This is a genomic window from Pseudobacillus wudalianchiensis (assembly GCF_001685015.1).
Lineage (GTDB): Bacteria > Bacillota > Bacilli > Bacillales > Domibacillaceae > Pseudobacillus > Pseudobacillus wudalianchiensis.
In genome coordinates this window covers 115,098-135,051 of the sequence record NZ_MAYT01000029.1, presented here as the reverse complement: position 1 = coordinate 135,051, position 19,954 = coordinate 115,098, and the positions used below count along the sequence as shown (strand labels likewise).

General features: G+C 41.4%; 17 protein-coding genes. 8 read left to right on the top strand and 9 right to left on the bottom strand.

Annotation, left to right across the window (positions count from 1 at the left end; translation table 11 throughout):
• Positions 1-71 precede the first annotated feature (71 nt).
• Both tatC and uvsE read left to right on the top strand, forming a co-directional pair.
• Positions 72-818 (top strand): twin-arginine translocase subunit TatC, encoded by a 747-nt coding sequence (tatC, locus tag A8F95_RS17535; RefSeq protein WP_065411830.1) that lies wholly within the window; start codon positions 72-74, stop codon positions 816-818.
• An 85-nt stretch (positions 819-903) separates the two neighbouring features.
• Complete coding sequence (gene uvsE, locus A8F95_RS17530) at positions 904-1,788, top strand: UV DNA damage repair endonuclease UvsE (protein WP_065411708.1); 885 nt, start codon at positions 904-906, stop codon at positions 1,786-1,788.
• A gap of 44 nt (positions 1,789-1,832) precedes the next feature.
• Here the strand turns inward: uvsE and A8F95_RS17525 are convergent, their stop codons facing one another.
• Positions 1,833-3,482: a glutamine--tRNA ligase/YqeY domain fusion protein gene (locus A8F95_RS17525; RefSeq protein WP_065411707.1), complete on the bottom strand. Its 1,650-nt coding sequence runs from the start codon at positions 3,480-3,482 to the stop codon at positions 1,833-1,835.
• A gap of 137 nt (positions 3,483-3,619) precedes the next feature.
• Between A8F95_RS17525 and recQ the strand changes: the two genes are divergently transcribed.
• Positions 3,620-5,758, top strand: a complete 2,139-nt coding sequence (gene recQ, locus A8F95_RS17520; RefSeq protein ID WP_065411706.1) for a DNA helicase RecQ — start codon at positions 3,620-3,622, stop codon at positions 5,756-5,758.
• Between the two features lie 179 nt (positions 5,759-5,937).
• The gene (locus A8F95_RS17515) at positions 5,938-6,315 is read left to right on the top strand and encodes a DUF2512 family protein (RefSeq protein WP_049660274.1); all 378 of its coding nucleotides are present in this window, start codon (positions 5,938-5,940) and stop codon (positions 6,313-6,315) included.
• Positions 6,316-6,839: 524 nt separating this feature from the next.
• Here the strand turns inward: A8F95_RS17515 and A8F95_RS17510 are convergent.
• Entirely contained in the window at positions 6,840-7,667 is an 828-nt protein-coding gene (locus tag A8F95_RS17510; protein WP_049660275.1) for a TrmB family transcriptional regulator, read from the bottom strand.
• A 141-nt stretch (positions 7,668-7,808) separates the two neighbouring features.
• On the opposite strand from A8F95_RS17510, the gene A8F95_RS17505 reads away from it, so the two are divergent.
• Positions 7,809-8,438, top strand: coding sequence for a homoserine/threonine efflux transporter (locus tag A8F95_RS17505; protein ID WP_065411705.1), 630 nt, complete (start codon positions 7,809-7,811; stop codon positions 8,436-8,438).
• A 199-nt stretch (positions 8,439-8,637) separates the two neighbouring features.
• Here the strand turns inward: A8F95_RS17505 and A8F95_RS17500 are convergent, their stop codons facing one another.
• On the bottom strand, positions 8,638-9,000 hold the full coding sequence (locus A8F95_RS17500) for a DUF948 domain-containing protein (RefSeq protein WP_065411704.1): 363 nt from the start codon (positions 8,998-9,000) through the stop codon (positions 8,638-8,640).
• A gap of 278 nt (positions 9,001-9,278) precedes the next feature.
• Between A8F95_RS17500 and A8F95_RS17495 the strand changes: the two genes are divergently transcribed.
• Positions 9,279-9,875 (top strand): DNA-3-methyladenine glycosylase, encoded by a 597-nt coding sequence (locus A8F95_RS17495; protein WP_065411703.1) that lies wholly within the window; start codon positions 9,279-9,281, stop codon positions 9,873-9,875.
• A 25-nt stretch (positions 9,876-9,900) separates the two neighbouring features.
• Here A8F95_RS17495 and A8F95_RS17490 read toward each other — a convergent pair whose 3' ends face one another.
• Both A8F95_RS17490 and A8F95_RS17485 read right to left on the bottom strand, forming a co-directional pair.
• Positions 9,901-10,818 (bottom strand): DMT family transporter, encoded by a 918-nt coding sequence (locus tag A8F95_RS17490; protein WP_065411702.1) that lies wholly within the window; start codon positions 10,816-10,818, stop codon positions 9,901-9,903.
• An 81-nt stretch (positions 10,819-10,899) separates the two neighbouring features.
• Positions 10,900-11,112, bottom strand: a complete 213-nt coding sequence (locus tag A8F95_RS17485; protein ID WP_065411701.1) for a hypothetical protein — start codon at positions 11,110-11,112, stop codon at positions 10,900-10,902.
• Between the two features lie 138 nt (positions 11,113-11,250).
• On the opposite strand from A8F95_RS17485, the gene A8F95_RS17480 reads away from it, so the two are divergent.
• Positions 11,251-11,817, top strand: coding sequence for a general stress protein (locus A8F95_RS17480; protein WP_245671419.1), 567 nt, complete (start codon positions 11,251-11,253; stop codon positions 11,815-11,817).
• A gap of 161 nt (positions 11,818-11,978) precedes the next feature.
• On the opposite strand, the gene A8F95_RS17475 is transcribed toward A8F95_RS17480, so the two are convergent.
• Entirely contained in the window at positions 11,979-13,973 is a 1,995-nt protein-coding gene (locus A8F95_RS17475; RefSeq protein ID WP_176713740.1) for an alkaline phosphatase family protein, read from the bottom strand.
• Between the two features lie 163 nt (positions 13,974-14,136).
• On the opposite strand from A8F95_RS17475, the gene A8F95_RS17470 reads away from it, so the two are divergent.
• Entirely contained in the window at positions 14,137-15,306 is a 1,170-nt protein-coding gene (locus A8F95_RS17470; protein WP_065411700.1) for a DEAD/DEAH box helicase, read from the top strand.
• 156 nt (positions 15,307-15,462) lie between these two features.
• Here A8F95_RS17470 and A8F95_RS17465 read toward each other — a convergent pair whose 3' ends face one another.
• From A8F95_RS17465 to A8F95_RS17455, 3 genes are all read right to left on the bottom strand, one after another.
• Positions 15,463-17,400, bottom strand: coding sequence for a SpoIIE family protein phosphatase (locus A8F95_RS17465; protein WP_065411699.1), 1,938 nt, complete (start codon positions 17,398-17,400; stop codon positions 15,463-15,465).
• 29 nt (positions 17,401-17,429) lie between these two features.
• Complete coding sequence (locus A8F95_RS17460) at positions 17,430-18,095, bottom strand: Dph6-related ATP pyrophosphatase (RefSeq protein WP_065411698.1); 666 nt, start codon at positions 18,093-18,095, stop codon at positions 17,430-17,432.
• A 275-nt stretch (positions 18,096-18,370) separates the two neighbouring features.
• Positions 18,371-19,927, bottom strand: coding sequence for an ABC-F family ATP-binding cassette domain-containing protein (locus A8F95_RS17455; protein ID WP_065411697.1), 1,557 nt, complete (start codon positions 19,925-19,927; stop codon positions 18,371-18,373).
• Between the last annotated feature and the right edge of the window lie 27 nt (positions 19,928-19,954).

Here is a 19,954-nt window from a genome sequence, read left to right as displayed (position 1 = left end):
AAAGCTGTCTTCAAAAGGCTCGCTTCAGATCCTTTTGGAGCAGCTTTTTCCTTATGGGAGGGAGAAAGATGATGCAAGATCGTGACATGAAAGCAGTAGAACATTTTGAAGAGCTAAGAAAAAGATTAATCATTACGCTGGCTGTTTTTCTGATGTTCTTATGTCTGTCTTTTACATTCGTTCAAGATATTTATCAGTACCTAGTCAAAGATCTGCCCTTCAAGCTCGCTTTGCTCGGACCAGGAGACATTATCGTCGTTTACTTAATGATCGCTGCGATCGTTGCAGGAGCAGGAACCATTCCTGTGGCCGCCCATCAACTGTGGCTTTTTATCAAGCCGGCTTTAACACCTGTGGAAAGAAGAACGGCTCTTGCTTATGTTCCAGCCTTATTTCTGTTATTTTTGGCGGGCCTTTCGTTTGGCTATTTTGTCTTGTTTCCTATTGTCTTATCTTTTCTCATGTCTCTATCCGGAGAAATGTTTCAGACCTTCTTTACGACCGAAAAATATTTTAAATTTTTACTGCACATGACACTTCCATTTGGTATATTGTTTGAAATGCCAGTTGTCATGATGTTCTTAACGAGTTTAGGATTAATTAATCCTTATAAGCTGCGTGCTTTCAGAAAATATTCCTACTTTTCATTGATTGTTGTATCCGTATTGATTACACCGCCTGATTTTATATCAGATTTTCTAGTAATCATTCCACTTATCTTACTTTATGAAGTGAGTGTGAGTCTCGCAAAAGTGGTATACAAAAGAAAAAGGGCCCGGCAAGAAAACGAAAAAACTGAATTGAAAGCACTTAGTTAATCGATCATAAGAGAATAAACAGCTGATATCTAAAGACAGCAGGGAAAGAGTTAATCTAAAATTCATCGCAAAAAGAGGCGGACAAATGAAACTTGGATATGCATGCATTAACACTACTCTGCCTTCAAGGTTCAAAACATGCCGGCTAAAAACAGTCGAAATAGAAGGCATCAAAAAAGTCAAAGAGCTCTCTATTCACAACTTAACAGAAGTCCTTCGTGTAGTGCGCTGGAATATTGAAAATGGTATTTTCTTTTTCCGATTAAGCAGTGAACTCATTCCTTTTGCGAGCCATCCTAGTGTAATGTGGGAGTGGGACAAAGATGAGGATATCGTTGCTTTAACAAATGAAATTAAGCATATGGGGGAGCAGCATAATGTAAGATTTTCTGTCCATCCAGGCCAATATACAGTTTTAAATTCCCCTAAAGAGCAAGTTGTGATGAATTCTGTTGCAGAACTTGCGTATCATCAAAAAATATTGGATTTAATTGGCGGCACCGATATGATTCTTCATGTTGGAGGGGCTTACGGTGATAAAGTAACAGCAAAGGAAAGGTTCGTACAAAATTATGACAAGCTGTCTGAAGGAATAAAAGCCGTGTTGCGGATTGAAAATGACGACAAGACCTATACGGCACTAGATGTATTAGAGCTTCACGAACGGACAGGGGTACCCGTTTGCTTTGATATTCATCATCATCGCTGCAATCACGAAGAAGAAAGCGATCCGGAAGCGATTTTAACGCGTGTGTTCCAGTCCTGGCCTAGCGGGCAAACACCGAAAATGCACATTAGCTCCGGCAGAAATGCAGCGGTTGATCCAGCCCATCATGACTATATTTTAGAAGAAGATTTTGAAGCTTTCGTACAAATGCTAGGCGGAAGAGACGTGGATATCATGTGCGAAGCAAAAATGAAAGAGCAGGCAGTGCTGCGGCTACAGCAGCTATACCCTGAATGGCAATAAAGATAAAACAAAAAGCCGCCCTCCATGGGTGGCTTTTTGTTTTATTATTTTAATTTAAACGAACTTTTCAAGGAAACAATCCGATTAAAGACAATCTTTTCTTTTGTCGTATGCTTTGGATCGACATTAAAATAACCGTGTCGGAAGAACTGGAATTTATCGTGTGGCTTGACGTTCTCCATATTTGGCTCAATAAAGCCTTGAACCACTTCTAACGAATTTTTGTTCACGTAATCAAGGAATGTTTTTCCTTCTGCTTCATCAGCGTCTGAAATAAGCGGTTCATACAGTCTGAACTCTGCCGGCAAAGCGTGTTTGGCATCGACCCAGTGGATCGTTCCTTTTACTTTTCGGCCTGTAAAGCCAGAGCCGCTCTTCGTTTCTGGATCATATGTGCAACGAAGCTCGATCACTTCTCCGTTTTCATCTTTAATGACTTCTTCGCATTTGATGAAATAAGCATGCTTTAGACGGACTTCATTGCCAGGGAACAGGCGGAAGTATTTCTTCGGCGGATTCTCCATAAAGTCTTCTTGCTCGACGTAAATCTCTCTGGAGAATGGAATTTTCCGCATTCCCATTTCCGGGTTTTCTGGATTAATTTCTGCATCCAGCCATTCCACTTGATCTTCCGGGTAGTTCGTGATAACGACTTTTAAAGGCTTTAAGATGCCCATTGTGCGCGGTGCCGTCAGCTTGAGGTCTTCTCTAACGAAGTGTTCAAGCATCGCTTCATCAACGACACCAGAGCCTTTAGATACGCCTGTTTCCTTTACAAACTCACGAATAGCAGCAGGAGTGTAGCCTTTCCGGCGAAGACCTGAAATAGTTGGCAGGCGGGGGTCATCCCAGCCATCGACAATTCCTTCATCAACGAGTTGCTTTAGTTTTCGTTTGCTCATTACTGTATTAGAAATATTCAGGCGGCCAAACTCAATTTGCTGCGGTTGGTGCTCCATCTCACATTCTTCTACCACCCAGTTGTAAAGAGGGCGTTGATCTTCAAATTCTGTTGTACAAAGAGAGTGAGTAACTCCTTCAATAGCATCTTCCAATGGATGAGCAAAGGCATACATCGGATAAATGCACCACTTATCGCCAGTATTATGATGTGATGCGTGAGATACACGGTAGATAACAGGATCACGCAAGTTAATGTTTGGTGAAGCCATGTCAATCTTCGCACGCAGTACTTTTTCTCCGTTTCCAAATTCACCTTTGCGCATGCGTTCAAATAAGTCGAGATTTTCTTCAATTGTCCGATTGCGATATGGACTTTCTTTTCCTGGCTCTGTAAGAGTTCCGCGGTATTCACGAATTTGGTCAGCTGTTAAATCATCTACGTACGCTTTGCCTTTTTTAATAAGCAAAATAGCGCGGTTATACATTTCCTCAAAATAGTCAGAAGCAAAGCGGAGTTCTTCCCACTCATATCCGAGCCATTGGACGTCTGCTTTGATCGCATCTACATATTCTTGGTCTTCTTTTAATGGATTGGTATCATCAAAGCGCAAGTTTGTTTTGCCGTTAAAATCATCTGCTAGTCCAAAGTTAATAACGATTGATTTGGCGTGTCCGATATGAAGGTAACCATTTGGCTCTGGCGGGAAACGGGTAACGACGCGGTCGCGTTTTCCTGATTCTAAGTCTTCTTTTATAATCGTTTTAATAAAATTTGATGAATTGTGTTCCAAATTGCTACCAGCCTTTCTGTTTTTCCTATAGTTATTTCTCATTATAGTGAAATCAACCACATAAATCCATCATGAAAAGCGAAGGGAGACTCAGATAACATGTTATAATTGGGAAAAAGAACGAAGGAAGTGTGAGTATGCTCCAACAAGCGCGGCAATTATTACAATCTTATTTTGGCTACTCTGCTTTTCGCAGCGGGCAGGAGCAAGCAATTAGCCAAGTGCTTGAGGGGAAAAATACGATTTGTGTAATGCCAACGGGGGGAGGCAAATCGATGTGCTATCAAATCCCGGCTCTTGTTCTCCCTGGGATGACCGTCGTAATCTCTCCGTTAATTTCACTAATGAAAGATCAAGTAGATGCTTTGCTAGAGGCAGGGGTTCCTGCTGCCTATATTAATAGTTCCCTTAGTGCGGCTGAAGTACGCGATACGATGATCGCCGCGAGACAAGGGGAATACAAGCTTTTATATATTGCTCCCGAACGGTTGGAGTCTTATACGTTCATAGAAGACTTAAAGGAGATGCCGATTCCGCTCGTGGCAGTGGACGAGGCTCACTGTATCTCACAGTGGGGACATGATTTTCGGCCAAGCTACCGGCAAATTCAGCGCTTTACGGAGACCTTGCCGCAAAATCCGGCTGTGCTGGCTTTAACGGCTACCGCCACTCCGAGAGTACGTCAAGATATTTGTCGACTGCTAAATATTGATGAAGCCAATACAGTCATGACGGGATTTGAAAGAGAGAATTTATCATTTTCTGTTATTCAGGGACAAGACCGTCTCGCTTTTATAAAAGACTACCTGGCGAAAAATGAAAAGGAAGCAGGCATTATTTATGCTGCTACAAGAAAAACAGTTGACCAGCTGTATGAGAGATTGAGCAAGAATAATATTTCAGTTGCCCGCTATCACGCGGGAATAAGTGATGAAGAGCGAGCGAGTGAACAAGATCGGTTTTTAACCGATCAGGCTGCTGTTATGGTCGCAACGAACGCTTTTGGCATGGGGATTGATAAGTCGAATATTCGTTATGTGATTCATTATCAGCTTCCAAAGAATATGGAAAGTTATTATCAGGAAGCAGGAAGGGCAGGAAGAGATGGGCTGGACAGTGAGTGCATTCTGCTTTATTCATCACAGGATGTGCAGACACAGCGTTTTTTAATTGACCAATCTCTTGAAAGAGACCGCATTCCCCAAGAGCTGGAAAAGCTGCAATCGATGATTGATTATTGCCATACGGAAAGCTGTCTGCAAAGTTATATTGTAAAATACTTCGGCGACGAAGCGGCAGAACCATGCGGCCGCTGCAGTAACTGCACGGATTCACGCACGGCAGTAGATGTAACGACAGAGGTGCAAATGGTATTATCGTGCGTCATCCGGATGGGGCAGCGTTACGGGAAATCAATTACTGCCCAAGTATTAACAGGATCTAAAAATAAAAAGATTATCGAATTTGGCTTTCATACGCTGTCAACATACGGCATTATGAAAGAAAAAAGTGTTAAAGAAGTCACCAATTTTATTGAGTTTTTAATTTCGCAGGAGCTGCTTGGTGTCGAGCATGGTACGTACCCTACTATTTTTGTAACGAGTAAGGGAAAAGACGTGCTTCTCGGTGAGCGGCGTGTTGAAAGAAAAGAAGCTGTACAGACAAAACAAATTACAGCGGATGATCCGTTGTTTGAAGAATTGCGAGCTTTAAGAAAAGCGCTCGCCGATGAAGCGGGTGTTCCGCCCTTTGTCATTTTTTCGGACCGGACACTAAAGGATATGTGTTTAAAGCTGCCACAGACAGAAGCTGAATTTCTTACAGTAAGTGGAGTTGGAAGCACGAAGCTTGAAAACTATGGACAGCTCTTTATGGAGGCGATCTCTGACTTTTGTAAAAACCATCCTGAAAGAGAAAAGGATACAGAAGCTGAAGTAGCGCCTCCAAAGAAAAAAGCAGTCGGTCAATCTCACTTGGACACATACGAACTGCATCTTCAAAAGTTGCCAGTAGAAGAAATTGCCGAACAAAGACAGCTCACCGTCAGCACCATTGAAAATCATTTACTGCAATGTGCCGACGAGGGGATGAAGGTTGACCTGTCACTGATGGTCCCTGAAAAAGATTGGCCGTTGCTGCAGGAAGCTGTACAGGCAGCAGGGAGAGAGAGATTAAAGCCAATTAAAGAGCAGGTGCCCGATCATATAACATACGGCATGATTAAAGCGTTCCTTGCTATAGGGACTCCAGAAGGGGCAATGGCAAGGAAAGAATAAAAACAAAAGAAACTGCTGCCGTAAGTGATGGGATCATTTCCGGCAGCAGTTTTTTATTGGTCTTAATGGATTATTAGGTATCCTTTTTATAAAAGTCGAGAAAAAATAGGAATAATTGTCACCAATGAGGGAAATGTGTAATTGTAACGGAGCATTAACCCGGGAAAGGAGGCGAGAATATGAGCAGACATCATCTAACTGCGGTCCTCATAAAGTTTGTAGCTCTCACGGCTATTCTGTATATTGCTTTAGGAGTGATTATGGATACTCCAGTAACAGATATCCTTATTATGGGAGTAGTATTAACAGCCGTCTCGTATATCCTCGGCGATCTGATGGTCTTGCCGGCTGCCGGAAATTCACTAGCTGTTCTTGGTGATATTGTTCTAGCAACGTTACTTCTATGGATAATGGGTAACGTAATGGATAATAGTGCTGGTGCCTTGGTTAACGCACTTGCTGTTGCCTTCTTTTTAGGAGTTGGTGAATGGTTCTTCCACAATTACATGCAAGAGAAAGTGTTAGAAACACGATATAAAGATCCAGAGCATGTGTAAAGATCAGAACAGCCCGTTGGGAAGTAAAATGGGCTGTCTTTTTATTTGAATGACAGTTGACAAAAATTAAAAAGAATGATATAATTTTTTGTTCAGGGATAAAGTAACTTATGACGTTTATATAAATATAATTGGCGTTCTGCTATGTTTTAAATGTAATACTTATTCACACTGGAGCGGCTTCGGAGCCGCAAGGACTTAAGAGAAGGCAGGGCTTAGGTCGTTTAGGTTTACCATAAACGACGATGTAGAATATAACCGCGGCGGTTCATTTCACAAAGAAATTTGTTTCATTGGAAGCGTTGTGAGTTACAAATAAATGAAAAACAATCTGATGAAACCTAGGCAATTCGGTTTTGGAGCACAAAATCGTATTGGAAAGATAACATCACAAAAGATTAACAAAAAAACGCTCAGAATGAACTCTTCTTCTCTGAGCGTTTTTTTATGCCTTATAATAGAATAACTGATTAGCTTCTATTAGCTGATTTAATTCAAGAAGAACAGGCAAAAACAGCACAAATCTATTTGATATAATGTTTTTTAAAGTCTGGATGGATGGAAAATTTGCGACGCAAATTGACGAGGTTTTTCCCAAAACTTTCTTCTAAAAGGTCTTTGTGTTTCTCCATAATTTCCATGAGATATAAATCGTGAATCATGAATTCTGTAATAGGCATGACTAAACCTACATGCATCGTCCAGGCTGCACGGCTATCCTTGCCTAATGAGACGATCCCTGCTACTACTTCTGAATCATCCCCGCTAATAACAATCCATCTTCCGCCATACTCTTCTGTAATTTTATGACCCATATAATGGAGATAGACGTTAGCAAAATCAGAGACGATTTCTCCATAAGCAATAATGGTTACATCGACCCCTCTTTCTGATGCCTGTCTTAGTTCAGATTCCAACTCTTCAAATTCTTCTTTCCAAACCTCTAAGAGAATTCTTTTTTGAGCAGATACTATACAAGCTTTTACCTTATCGAGTATTTCATTGCGTCCCGTGATATTCCAGATGTTCTCACGATCGTTTGCAGAACGTTCAAACTCCGCCAATGATTTTTCAGCCAGTTGAAGGTTTGCTTCTGCTTTTATTCGACGGCTTTTAATTAGCTCCTTGGCAGGAACAGGCGTATATTGTGGTGTGCTTCCAGGACTAACTAGAATATCTCCGCGCATAGCGAGATTGTCTAGAACTTCATAAATTTTTGAACGTGGCACACCAGAGTTTTTTGCTACTGCATAGCCGGTTAGCGGTGATTCTTCCAGCAAAGTAAGATAGGCTTTCGCCTCATATTCAGTAAAATCTAGATTTTTTAATATTGCTAAAATGTTTCCTTTCATAAGCCCTCCAACACAAACTTAGTTGCACACTTTGTAATTGATATTCTAACAAAAGCTGTTGATTTTTTCCAAGAGCATCTGATATACTTTCAAAAAGTAGTTACCTGAGTAGTCACTATAAAAAGGGGAGGGAGAAATAGTATGGGTAGCTTACTAACATACATATCAATTGCTGCAATGATGGTTATTATACCTGGAGCAGATACTATGCTCCTCGTGAAGAATACGCTTCGCTATGGAAAAAAAGCTGGGCATTATACCGTTCTTGGGATGGCAACAGGACTTTCTTTTTGGACGTTAATTGCTATTCTCGGATTATCTGTTGTCATTGCAAAGTCTGTGATTCTTTTCAATGCCATTAAATATTTGGGGGCTGCTTACTTAATTTATTTGGGTATCAAAAGTTTTTTTGCCAAAAGCGCCTTCTCTTTAAAGGAGATTCAAGCTCAAGCCAATGCCCCTATGGAGTTTTCAAATCGGCATAATAAAGAGTCCTTTATGCAAGCACTGCTTAGTAATGTTCTTAACCCAAAGACTGTTTTGGTTTATATAACAATCATGCCGCAATTTATTAATTTGAAGGAAAATGTAAATCAGCAATTGATTGTATTGGCCTTAATTCTAACGTTGCTCGCTGTATTGTGGTTTTTATTTCTTGTTAGTTTAATTGATTACGCAAAAAAATGGTTGAACAACTCTAAATTCCAGAAGGCATTCCAAAAATCAACGGGCTTGCTTTTAGTAGGTTTTGGTATAAAAACAGGCATTTAAATTCCACTGCTAACACGTATATCAATAAAATAAGCAGCCCAATTCTATTGCTGATTGGACTGCTCTTTTATGTGCTATGCTGTTGAGAAATGCTCGCTTTCTTTCGGTGTGCAAGGCCCTTATAGTCATCCTGCTGCCGTACCTTGAAAGATAAATGCTTCAATCAGAATGGAGAAAAAACGACGTTGCTATATCGAAATTAAACACTTTCTGTCTGCTTTTTCCGCTTAGGGATTGGCAGTTTTAATTTTACGTTTTCCGCCATGATGTTAAGGGCTGTTCCGAGCTGTTTAAGCGACTCTGGTGTCCGCTTGGCTGCATCTACTGTAAATAACACAGCTTCCTTTTTTTCTTCCATATCTTGCTTAATGTTTTCTTGTGTCGCTTTTAATTTTTCTGCTTCTGCCTGAATCGCCTCTTGCTTCGTCTTCAGACGATCTGATACCGCTTGCAGGTGATCGATTTTTGGCTTCATTGATTTATAAATGCTAAATCCGGAAATGCCGAGGTAAATAAGCGCCCCGATTACAATAGCTAAACTGATCCATCCGATAATTTCCATCTATGTTCCTCCTCTTCATTCCATTATGTATTATAAACTCTACCCTTTATTGTAAACGATCTAACGAAAAAATATCGGTAAAAAAGTTCGAACACTCTATTTTCGAATTATTTTAGATTATTTTTGATGCGAAAAGCACAGCCTATTCACGAAGAAAATAAAACACGCTATATAGACTAGAAACAAAGAATAGTTTAAACACTGGAAAGGTTTGTTTTTTTATAACAAGGCAAGGGAAAAGCTGAATAACGAAACATAGAGAGAAGAGAGGAGTTAACATGGAACAGGAAGTAGAATTTATTCCAGTAGAGAAGTCTTTCTTTCAGCAGCCCACGCTGCAATTAGCTGAGTCGCTGCTAGGCTGTTTATTAGTAAAAGAAACGGAAGAAGGGACAGCAGCGGGATTTATCGTAGAAACGGAAGCCTATAAGGGGCCTATGGATCGGGCTGCACACAGCTTTAATAATCGCCGAACGAAGCGAACAGAAATTATGTTTCATGACGCAGGACATGTATATACGTATGTTATGCATACACACTGTCTTGTGAACGTTGTATCTGCAGAAAAAGATATACCTGAAGCGGTGCTCATCCGAGCAGTAGAGCCCTATGAAGGAATTGATTTAATGATTGAAAGAAGGGGAGGAACCTCGCTGAAAAACTTAACGAGCGGCCCGGGAAAATTAACGAAAGCATTAGGAATCACAATGGAAGATTACGGCCGCCGCTTTGATGAACCGCCACTCTATATCGGAAAAGGGTTCACACCTAAAGACATTTCAACAGGTCCGCGCATCGGCATCGACAATTCGGGAGAGGCAAAGGATTATCCGTGGAGGTTTTGGGTAACAGGCAATGAATTTGTGTCAAGGTAAAAGGCAGCGCATCATGCGCTGCCTTTTATCGTTGCTGCAATTTTCTTCGCTGGCGAAGCATCCATTCCTCTAGTGAGCCGGAGCCGAGCAGTACACCGGGAACAATAAGCAGTAAGCCGATGAAATGAGCTGGCAAAATGGCCTCTCCAAGAAATAGGGAGGCGCCGATTAAAGAGAAAAAGGTATTTAGATTTAAAAAGATAGAGGCCTCTGCGGCGCCAATTTGTCCAATGGCCCGGTTGTAGACCATGTGGCCGAGCGCGGTCGCCAAAATAGCAGAAAAGAAGAAAGCAGTCCAAACAGCAGGGGATCCATTCGTCAGACTTTCTAGTCCCCATGGCTCTTTCCATAAGCTGATTAGAAAGAGAATGACAGAACCAATTAGCAGCATGTACCCGGTTAACAGCCGCGGATCCAATGTTTCGGCTGCCTTTTTGATGACGATAAAGCTCAGTGCTTGCGATAAAATCGACAAAAAAACGTTAAAATCTCCTGTCGAAGCCGCTGTAACGCCTCCACTGCCGGCAAGAACGGTAAAGCTGACCCCGGCACCACCGAGGAGAAAACCGAGAAGGCGGATTTTGGTTGGCCGCTGTTTTAATAAAGCCATGGACAGAATAGCTGTCAGCAGCGGACCAAGCCCAAGGATTAAGCCGCCATTAGCCGCTGTTGTTTTCGATAGGCCCTCTGATAAAAAATAATGATGGCCCACGACGCTAAGGAAGGCTCCGCCAACTATGTAAATCCATTCATTGTGACGAGGCCAGCGAACTTTGCCAAGTATCCCGAGCGTAAGAAAGACCGTGATCGCCGCTGCAAAAATTCTGCATGCTGTAATGGTAACGGGCGTAAAGTGCTCCACTAGTATTTTAATAATGGATACGTTGATTCCCCACATTAGCATGATCGCCGTTAAAATGAAATAAACTCTGGAACCACTCACAATAAGCCGCCCTTCTTGTATAAAAACTTTATTAGTTATTATAGCAGGAAAAAAGAAAAATCTGCCGTATATCCGGCAGATTTACCCAGGGAACTTTTCTTCACTTGAGGAATTATCTTTTGTGGCATGCTTGTCTTTTTCTTCTTCTTGCTCCATTCTTAAATCTTCTAACGGAATAGAATCTACTGTTTGTTCACTCTCGAATTTATCGTATAGGCTTTCTTTATCGGTTTTCATTTGATCCGGATTATTCATATTATTTTTACCGAATCCTTTTTTAATTTCTTTAGCCATTAGGCCACCTCCATTATTATTTAATGAATAAATACCCGTTTTTAAAGGAAGGTTAAACCTTTGAATATTTTTGTTTAGGTTTTAGTGAACGGGGAAAACAGGGGATGTACAACGAAAAAACAAAGGAGTGAATGCAATATGATGAATCATGGTAACGAAAAACAAATTGTTGGTGTTTATGATAATCATACAGAAGCTGTAGAGGCAATTGAGGATTTAAAACGCCAAGGCTATCGTGCAGATGAAATCTCCGTTATTAGTAAAGAACGTGATGACGTAGAATATGTAGAAGAAACAACTGATACAAAAGCTGAAGAAGGAGCAGCAACAGGAGCGGCTACTGGAGGCATCCTCGGTGGTTTGGCGGGTGTAGCTGCTGGTGCTGGAGCACTTGCTATTCCTGGGATCGGTCCGATTATAGCAGCTGGTCCAATTGTAGCTGGCCTTACAGGTGCAGCCGCTGGAGCCGGAGCTGGAGGGTTAACTGGTGCTTTAATCGGTCTCGGCATTCCAGAAGAGGATGCAGACCGCTACAATGAGTATGTAAAAGAAGGAAAAATGCTTGTATTAGTAGACCGTGATGCAGGGGTCGTCAACAGAGATACTCATGACTTAGGAACAGGCACAGATCGGATGGTCATGCGCGGAGATCATGATCTCGACGGCTTGAATTCAGATAATCGCCTCGACAATAGAGGTTTATAATCCATGTGAAAAAACAGGCCTAATGAACAGGCCTGTTTTTTTAGACTATTGACAAACGCTCGCTTTCACCTACCTGAGGTGCTTAAAATTGTCACTTCTAGCGAGGATTTGCAACTTGTTCCCAAAGAGACTTTATCGATAACATAAAAAGACAGACCCAATTAATGGGTCTGTTTTTTTACTAATGCTTTAATCGGTTTTCCGTCTATGAAAGCAGGAGGTTGGAGATCCATTAATTCATAAACAGTTGGGGCAATATCGATAGTAGATATATGCTTCTTTATCTTGCCATGGCTGAGCCCTTTTCCATAAGCATAGAAGACAGGCTCAAGCTCTTTTCTCTCTGGGTTGCCCCCGTGACTGCCAAGCTCGACTGTTGGTTCAATAGCTTTTTTAGCATCTTTGCCCATCAAATAACCAGGGGCTGCTGCTAACACGATATCTCCAGCGTTTGGATCATTGAAGCTGTCAGCCTTTTTTCGGTCTGTTTCCATAATTTTTTCGTAAGGATTTTCTTTCCTATCTCGTAAGATGTCAAAGAAGCTAACGAGCGTATCCTTTGTTTCATCCCATCCATGTTCGCCGTGACGCCACTCTTTATAATGACTCTTTAATAATTCTTTCCGGGAAGCTAATTTTCTTTCGTCTTTAATCTCTTTAAATGCCTGTGCGATTCGGTTTTGGACGTCCTCGTATTCTTTCGGCTCGACAATCCCGCCTTTTTCTCGACCTTTTAAATTAATGTACACATGAGCGATAGATCCACTGGCTACAGCGTATGCTTTTGACTTCGAAAGGTCGACGTTTCCCTTTTCATCAACCTGTAGAAGACCAGCCTTCTTCAGCTCATAGTTAGGTGATAAGCGTGAATGAATGGGCTCCATCCCATGGTCTGAGACGATAAATAATTGATCTGCCTTTGTCATAGCATCCATCGTTTTCCCGATTACGTCATCGGCTTGCTTATACGCCCATTTAATGTGAGACTCATATTGTTCCACTGTTTTTTTACTGTAACCAGGCTGGCGCGGGTCCGTTAACAAGAATGTATGTTCCTCCAAGTCGATATGCGGTTCGTAAAACATAAGCAAATCTGGCTTGTATTTTTCTTTAATAAATAACGAGGTTTCTAGCATCCAGTTAGAGAAGTTTTCGTTAATTTCTTCATATTCCTTTCGTGAAATCCAGCCCTTCTGATAGGAAGGGAGATCATCTTGATCAGGAAAAAAGCCGAACTGCTTGACAATTTCTTCTTTAAAGCCGTCGGGACCTTTAATCTGCCCAGTCGTTACTGCTGTTCGATAAAGTTTAATATCGTCCAGTGTTTTCTTGCTGCCTTTTACCTTAAATATAAATCCAGCTGTATCGGCATTTTTAACGTGCAAAGGCATATGCCCCCATTTATTGAGACTAGCAGAAGCTGCCTGTTTCGAAAAAGATAGATTCTCAGATAAATAGAAACGATCATAATCTTTTTGGTTATTATCTGAAGAATCAATGGCTAGAATATGTAAAAGAACATCCTTCTTTCCTTTTAACTTGATTTTTATCGCTGCAGCTTGAGGTTCGGAAAAGCTCTTAGGTGCGTTTTTCAAGTGCTTCACTGGTTTAAAATGGAGCTTACGATAATCACTTTCAGCAAGCACGTTCCCATAATAAATGGAATAGTCAGCCTCATTTTTCTGTTTTGGGTTGGAGCCAGGGAATCCGACCGCGGCTGTTACTTTTCCTTGCCGCTTAGCTTCTCTCCAAAGAGGAGCTACCTTGATTGTTGCGTTGAAAGCATCTTTCGTATTCGTTAATTTACGTCCTTTATAATGAAATTCGTTGCTGACGAAGCCCGTTTTTTCCGGCTTAGCCCCCGTCGCAATAGAGGCATGAGAAGCAGCCGTCAAAGAAGGGAAAACGGTTGTTATGTTTTCAGCATAAGAGCCTTCTTTTTTTAACTTTTTTAAGTGGGGCATGCTGCCATCCTCTATGTATTTCTCCGCAAAGTCATGCCGCATTCCATCAAAGGAAAGAATCATCATCGTTCCCTTTTCAGAATCCGCCGACGCAGTCACAGGAAGAAGGGTAGAGGTGAACAATAAAAAAGCTGTGAGCGTTTTTTTGAGAAAGCGACAGTGCGTTATTTTAAGTGATTTCTTGTTGTTCATTATTTTTTCTCCTTTAGCTGATAATCTAAAAAACTGCCTAAACATTCATTCCACTTTTTTTAGGAGTTAAAACCTTTTAGCCGGGGATTGCGAAAATCACAAAAGTTTTTCATAATGGAAGAACAACGACACCAGTAAGAGCGGTGAAGAAAAAGGAGTTTATATGACTACACAATTTTCTGCTTTAAATACAATGAAACCATTTTTACAAGAAGCTTGGGAGAAAGCAGGCTTTCTAGCACCGACGCCTATTCAGGAAAAAGCAGTGCCTGTTATTCTTGAGGGGGCGGATGTCATTGCAGAGTCGCCGACCGGTACAGGGAAAACACTTGCCTATTTACTGCCGCTGCTTGAAAAGGTGGATCCTGCTAAAAAAGCTGTACAAGCAGTTGTTCTCGCTTCTTCAAGGGAGCTTGTTATGCAGATTTCCGATGAAATTCGCCAGTGGGGCGGCGGCATTACGAGTGCTGCTTTTATCGGTGGAGCGAATGTTAAGCGTCAGCTGGAAAAGCTGAAAAAACAGCCGCAAGTCGTCGCTGGCACGCCAGGACGAATTCACGAGCTTATTCAAATGAAAAAATTAAAAATGCATGAAGTAAAGCTATTAGTTCTAGATGAGGGGGATCAATTGCTCGTTCCAGAGCATATAAAGGGGCTAGAAGCCATTATTAAGTCCACCATGAAGGATCGTCAGCTTGTTTTATTTTCAGCGACGATGCCGGAAAAAACAGCTGTTCTGGCAAAAGAGTGGATGAAAAATCCTCAGGTGATTAAGGTTGAAAAGAAAGAGTTGCCTGCTTCTCAAGTGGACCATTTTTATTTTGTGTGCGACCGCCGAGAGAAAAACATATTCGTCGAGCGGATTATGCGCGGCTTTGACCCAGAGAGAATGCTGGCATTTGTTAAAGATATTGGCGAAGTCAATGTTTTTTCAGAAAAGCTTGCTTACAAGGGATTTACCAATGGCATTCTTCACAGTGAATTAGGGAAACAAGAACGGGCAAATGCCTTAAAGCAATTTCGAGAGGGGAAGCTAACGTTACTATTTGCGACAGACGTGGCAGCGAGAGGTTTAGATATTAAAGGATTAAGCCATGTGCTGCAGTTTGATATGCCTAAAGATGCAACGCAATACACACATAGAGCGGGGCGGACAGGGCGTTCCGGCCAGGCCGGCACTGTTATTACGCTCATAACGGAAAGGGAAGAGCGGGACTTAAAGAAAATAGCGAAAGAACTAGGCATTCAGCTCGTCAAGAAAGAGTTTTTTAAAGGAAAGCCTGTTGATGCAGTAGAAAGACCAGTAAGTAACAAAAGAAGAGCCGACAAATAATTGTCGGCTCTTCAGGCTGTTGGCAAGCGCTCGCTTTCTTTGTTGCTCGCCTGCCTGCGTGCTCATGACTTGATGGTCACTCTGCTCCCTGTCAGGTTTCGCGCCCTGAAAGACAAGCGTTTTCAATCAGCCTGATGGTATATAACTATTGATTCTTTATAGTTTTTTAAATATTAATAACGTTTGGTCGTCGGTAATAGGATGACCGTCTTGATTCATTAAACGCAGAAGTGTTTTCGAAAGCTCTCGCGCAGAAAGTGTGCGGTCGGCATGGAGTAAAAGCCGCCGCAGCCTTTTATTATCATCAGGAGAATTAGAAGCTCGATTTTCTGTTAAGCCATCCGTATAAAGAAGCAGAATGTCGCCAGATTCTATATGAATCTCTTTCGTTTCATAGACGGAATTTTCCATGATACCGAGGATGGGATTGTTGGTCGACAATTCAAAAAACTCGCCAGTACGCTCTCTAAATAATAAAGCTGGTTCATGACCGGCATTGCTATATGAAAAAATAGAGGTGCGGATATCATAATTGCCGAAAAACATCGTGACAAAGGAAGAATCGCTCATATATTTGACCGCAAAGCGATTTAAGCTTTCCATTACATGATGCGGCTCTACTTTCAGATGGTTAAACTGCTCCATGGAATAAGTCATCATTGCCATTTCAATAGCGGCGGGAACCCCTTTGCCGCATATATCCGCTACTCCGAACACGAGCTGGCTTCCTTGAAACACGGCCTTATAAAAGTCTCCACTTAATTTTCGATACGGCACGCTAACTCCACCGAGGTCTACACCTGGAGGAATATGTTCAAATTTCGGAAGAAGAGACTGCTGAACAGTTGCGGCGAGCTCCAGTTCAACATCAACGGCCTGTTTTTCTAACTCAAGCTTTTTTAGCTTTCGTGTTTCTGTTAAGTCTATAAATGTCGTGACCGTGCCGATAATATCGTCATCTTGTAATAGAGCACGAGCTTCTAAAATAACAGGAAAGCCTGTTCCATCTTTACGCCAGAAATAAGATTCCTGTCTGCGGTTACGTCCATCCAAGTTCGTCCTAAAAATAGGACATTCCCTAGGCGGTGAGGGGAATCCGTTCTCTTTTTTATGGTGGATCAAATAATGGAGTTTTCGGCCCATTACTTCTTGTTCTGTATAGCCAAGCATACGAAGAGCGGATTTATTAATAAATATCGTGCGTCCTTCACTGTCAAGTCCATAGATTCCTTCTCCTACACTATCAAGCAGCAGCTGATTTCTTTTGCTAAATTCCTTTACTTGCTCAAATGGATGTTCGATGTTGACTTTAAAAATAATGTTCACAAGAAAAAGATAGCCTAATACTTTAAAGACATGTCCAGCAAAGCTGCGATAGCCATCAGGAGAAAGATAGATGGTCATTAGCCAAGAAGAAAGAATTAAAGAATAGGAGGAAAGGATAATAAGTAAAAACTCTATCTTTTTCTCTTTTCTGTAAATGGTGAAGGCTTTTATTAAAATTAAAATGTGAATGATGATAAAAAAGTACTCGATTGCCGTTTTAACTAGTGTGGGTCTTCCATCTTTTAAGAGAAGCGGCAAATGATCGGCGTACAAGATGACGATGATAGAAGTGACAATAGCTAACAACAGGAAGCCGTTATAAGTTAGCCAGCGCAGTGAACGCGGGGCGGCCCCTTTACAAGAATAAACCACAATAAAGGTAAGGGAAATAGATTCAACTAGACGGCCAAGTATCAAAAACCACACTGTTAAGGAAGTAACATGAATTTCGATAAAGGCTGTCGTTCCATCGAACGTCAAAATGTGCATTAAATTAAAAAAGGCTACAGCGATGAAGGCGCTTGAAAATAGCAGGCGATTCATAGCGAGAGTATGGGTAAAGGCCACCCAGCCATTGCTTGCGATAATGGCTGAGACGGCGATACTCATAAGCTCCAACACTAAATGAATCACTCTGAAATTGCCTTTTAAGGGCTCATATATAGAAGTAAAGAAGTCAAAAAAACTAATGAGCGAAATAAATAAAGCAAGGGAAAACAGGATATAAAGAAACGCTTTTTTTTCTGTCTGTTGTACACGTTTTGGCATCGCCGAACCCCCCTTTGCCTACCGATTCATCAAACGAGCGGATGGATCTCTAGCCGCTTGCTGGCACCTTCTGAAAGGACTTGTCCGCGAGTAAATGATACAGGGGACTGAAAGAGAGGTCCGTCATAAACAAATGTATGATATTCCCCGTTTTCTCCAAGTGGGCAAACAGTCTGCTTCTGAATGTTGTTAAAAAAGTCATCATCCAGTTCTTTTCCGAGCCACGAGTCATCTAGTGAGTCTTCCCGTATGCGGATAACGGCTGCTTTGTGCCCCGATTGGATAAAGGAGGAAAGCAGGCTAAGGCTGTCTTGCTGTTGGCACCAAAGGGGAAAGAGAGCTTCTAATCCAGCCGCGGCGGCCACATTTTCTCCCCATTCCCGATGACCCTCAAGATAAATGTCCCCAAAAGCGACACTATCTAAATGATGTTGATTTTTTAATTGAATTAAGTCTTGAATAAACGATTCGGTATAATCATCGAATGAACAGCGAATAAAGTGCAAAGGAATAGATAAAGAATTACTTTGTCTTTGAATCATTTCTGTTTTTTCGCCATGAGCAAATGTTCGCTCCAGCTCTTTAGGAACCGTTGTAATAAGAGAAACCACTTGATGATTAGCGTCTACTAGTTTTTTTAAAGCCATGCAGCTGTCTTTGCCGCCGCTCCAAGATAGAGCAATCTTTTTCGCCATTTAGTACACCTCTATACAGGTTGTTTAATCATCTTATAAAGATTGATATATGTTCACTTTCTTCGATAGCTGTTACTTTCGCGGCCGCCCTGCTTCTCAACAGGGGACGTCTTAAGAGCTCATTCCGAAGAAAAAGGAAATCAGATTTTTTTATTCTTAATTTTGGTTATTTTTCCATTATTGTATCGAAACACGATGATGAATATTGTCGAATTTTGTTGCAATAACTAAAATAAGCGTTTAGACATGCATCTTTTCGTTTAGATATTCAACATTTAAAAAACTTTTGTTGTCCACGATTCGCAGTTCCAAACTTCTGTTGCGACCTGCTGGTAAAACTCAGGTTCGTGGGAGATAAGTAAAATACTGCCTTTATATGCTTGAAGAGCTCGCAGCAGTTCAGCTTTTGCATCTACATCTAAGTGGTTTGTCGGCTCATCGAGAACGAGTAGGTTTGTATCTTTATTGATCAATTTACAGAGGCGGACTTTTGCTTTTTCTCCACCGCTTAAGACGCTCACCTTGCTTTCGATGTGCTTTGTCGTTAAACCGCATTTAGCAAGAGATGCACGAACTTCATATTGAGTGAAAGAAGGGAACTCGCTCCATATTTCTTCAATACACGTACGATTGTTGTCAGATTTGATTTCTTGTTCGAAATAGCCAATTTCCAGTGATTCGCCGCGTTCCACTTTTCCTGATAATGGTTGGATCTCGCCAAGTATACTGCGCAGTAACGTTGTTTTTCCAATGCCATTTGCGCCGGTTAAAGCAACTTTTTGTCCGCGTTCCATACGCAGGTTCAATGGTTTAGATAACGGCTCGTTATATCCGATCACCAGGTTATTTGTTTCGAAAATTAATTTGCCGGATGTTCGGCCTTCTTTAAAGTGAAATTCAGGTTTAGGACGTTCCTGTGCAAGTTCAATAACTTCCATTTTGTCGAGCTTTTTCTGCCTGGACATGGCCATATTTCTAGTGGAAACCCTTGCCTTATTACGCGCTACAAAGTCTTTAAGATCCGCAATTTCCTGCTGCTGTTTTTTATAAGCGGCTTCAAGCTGCTGCTTCTTCATTTCGTATACCTTCATGAAATCATCGTAAGAGCCGGCATAGCGGTTTAACTCCTGATTTTCCATATGATAGATCAAGTTAATAACACTGTTTAAAAAAGGAATATCATGAGAGATTAGAATAAAGGCATTTTCGTATTCCTGCAGGTACCGTTTTAACCATTCAATATGCTGTTCATCCAAGTAGTTTGTTGGTTCATCGAGCAGGAGAATGTCAGGTTTCTCTAACAGAAGCTTAGCTAACAGTATTTTCGTCCGCTGACCGCCGCTTAAATCGTGGACGTCACGGTCAAGTCCAATTTCATCAAGACCAAGCCCGCGGGCGATTTCTTCTACCTTGGCATCAATAACGTAAAAGTCGTTATTTGTTAGCAAGTCTTGGAGAGTACCTGTTTCTTCTAGGAGTTTTTCTAGCTCTTCAGGTGAAGCTTCTCCCATTTTGGCGAATAAGTTATTCATCTCTGTCTCTAAGTCAAATAAATACTGAAAAGCTGTTTTTAGAACATCACGAATCGACATTCCCTTTTGAAGGACGGCATGTTGGTCCAAATACCCGACACGGACATTTTTGGCCCAAGAGATTTTTCCTTCATCTGGCTGAAGCTGTCCGGTAATAATATTCATAAATGTGGATTTTCCTTCACCATTGGCCCCAATTAGCCCAATATGTTCGCCTTTAAGAAGCCGAAAGGATACATTATCAAAAATAGCCCGGTCTCCAAAGCCGTGACTCAAGTGTTCAACTGTTAAAATACTCATTTTAAAACCCTCTCATAATGAAGTGAA

Coding starts and splice junctions, on each gene's coding strand:
- A8F95_RS17485 (WP_065411701.1), bottom strand. CDS start 11,112: ATGGCTAAAGAAATTAAAAAAGGATTCGGTAAAAATAATATGAATAAT.
- recQ (WP_065411706.1), top strand. CDS start 3,620: ATGCTCCAACAAGCGCGGCAATTATTACAATCTTATTTTGGCTACTCT.
- tatC (WP_065411830.1), top strand. CDS start 72: ATGCAAGATCGTGACATGAAAGCAGTAGAACATTTTGAAGAGCTAAGA.
- A8F95_RS17480 (WP_245671419.1), top strand. CDS start 11,251: ATGATGAATCATGGTAACGAAAAACAAATTGTTGGTGTTTATGATAAT.
- A8F95_RS17510 (WP_049660275.1), bottom strand. CDS start 7,667: ATGAAAGGAAACATTTTAGCAATATTAAAAAATCTAGATTTTACTGAA.
- A8F95_RS17465 (WP_065411699.1), bottom strand. CDS start 17,400: ATGCCAAAACGTGTACAACAGACAGAAAAAAAAGCGTTTCTTTATATC.
- A8F95_RS17475 (WP_176713740.1), bottom strand. CDS start 13,973: ATGAACAACAAGAAATCACTTAAAATAACGCACTGTCGCTTTCTCAAA.
- uvsE (WP_065411708.1), top strand. CDS start 904: ATGAAACTTGGATATGCATGCATTAACACTACTCTGCCTTCAAGGTTC.
- A8F95_RS17500 (WP_065411704.1), bottom strand. CDS start 9,000: ATGGAAATTATCGGATGGATCAGTTTAGCTATTGTAATCGGGGCGCTT.
- A8F95_RS17470 (WP_065411700.1), top strand. CDS start 14,137: ATGACTACACAATTTTCTGCTTTAAATACAATGAAACCATTTTTACAA.
- A8F95_RS17495 (WP_065411703.1), top strand. CDS start 9,279: ATGGAACAGGAAGTAGAATTTATTCCAGTAGAGAAGTCTTTCTTTCAG.
- A8F95_RS17460 (WP_065411698.1), bottom strand. CDS start 18,095: ATGGCGAAAAAGATTGCTCTATCTTGGAGCGGCGGCAAAGACAGCTGC.
- A8F95_RS17505 (WP_065411705.1), top strand. CDS start 7,809: ATGGGTAGCTTACTAACATACATATCAATTGCTGCAATGATGGTTATT.
- A8F95_RS17455 (WP_065411697.1), bottom strand. CDS start 19,927: ATGAGTATTTTAACAGTTGAACACTTGAGTCACGGCTTTGGAGACCGG.
- A8F95_RS17515 (WP_049660274.1), top strand. CDS start 5,938: ATGAGCAGACATCATCTAACTGCGGTCCTCATAAAGTTTGTAGCTCTC.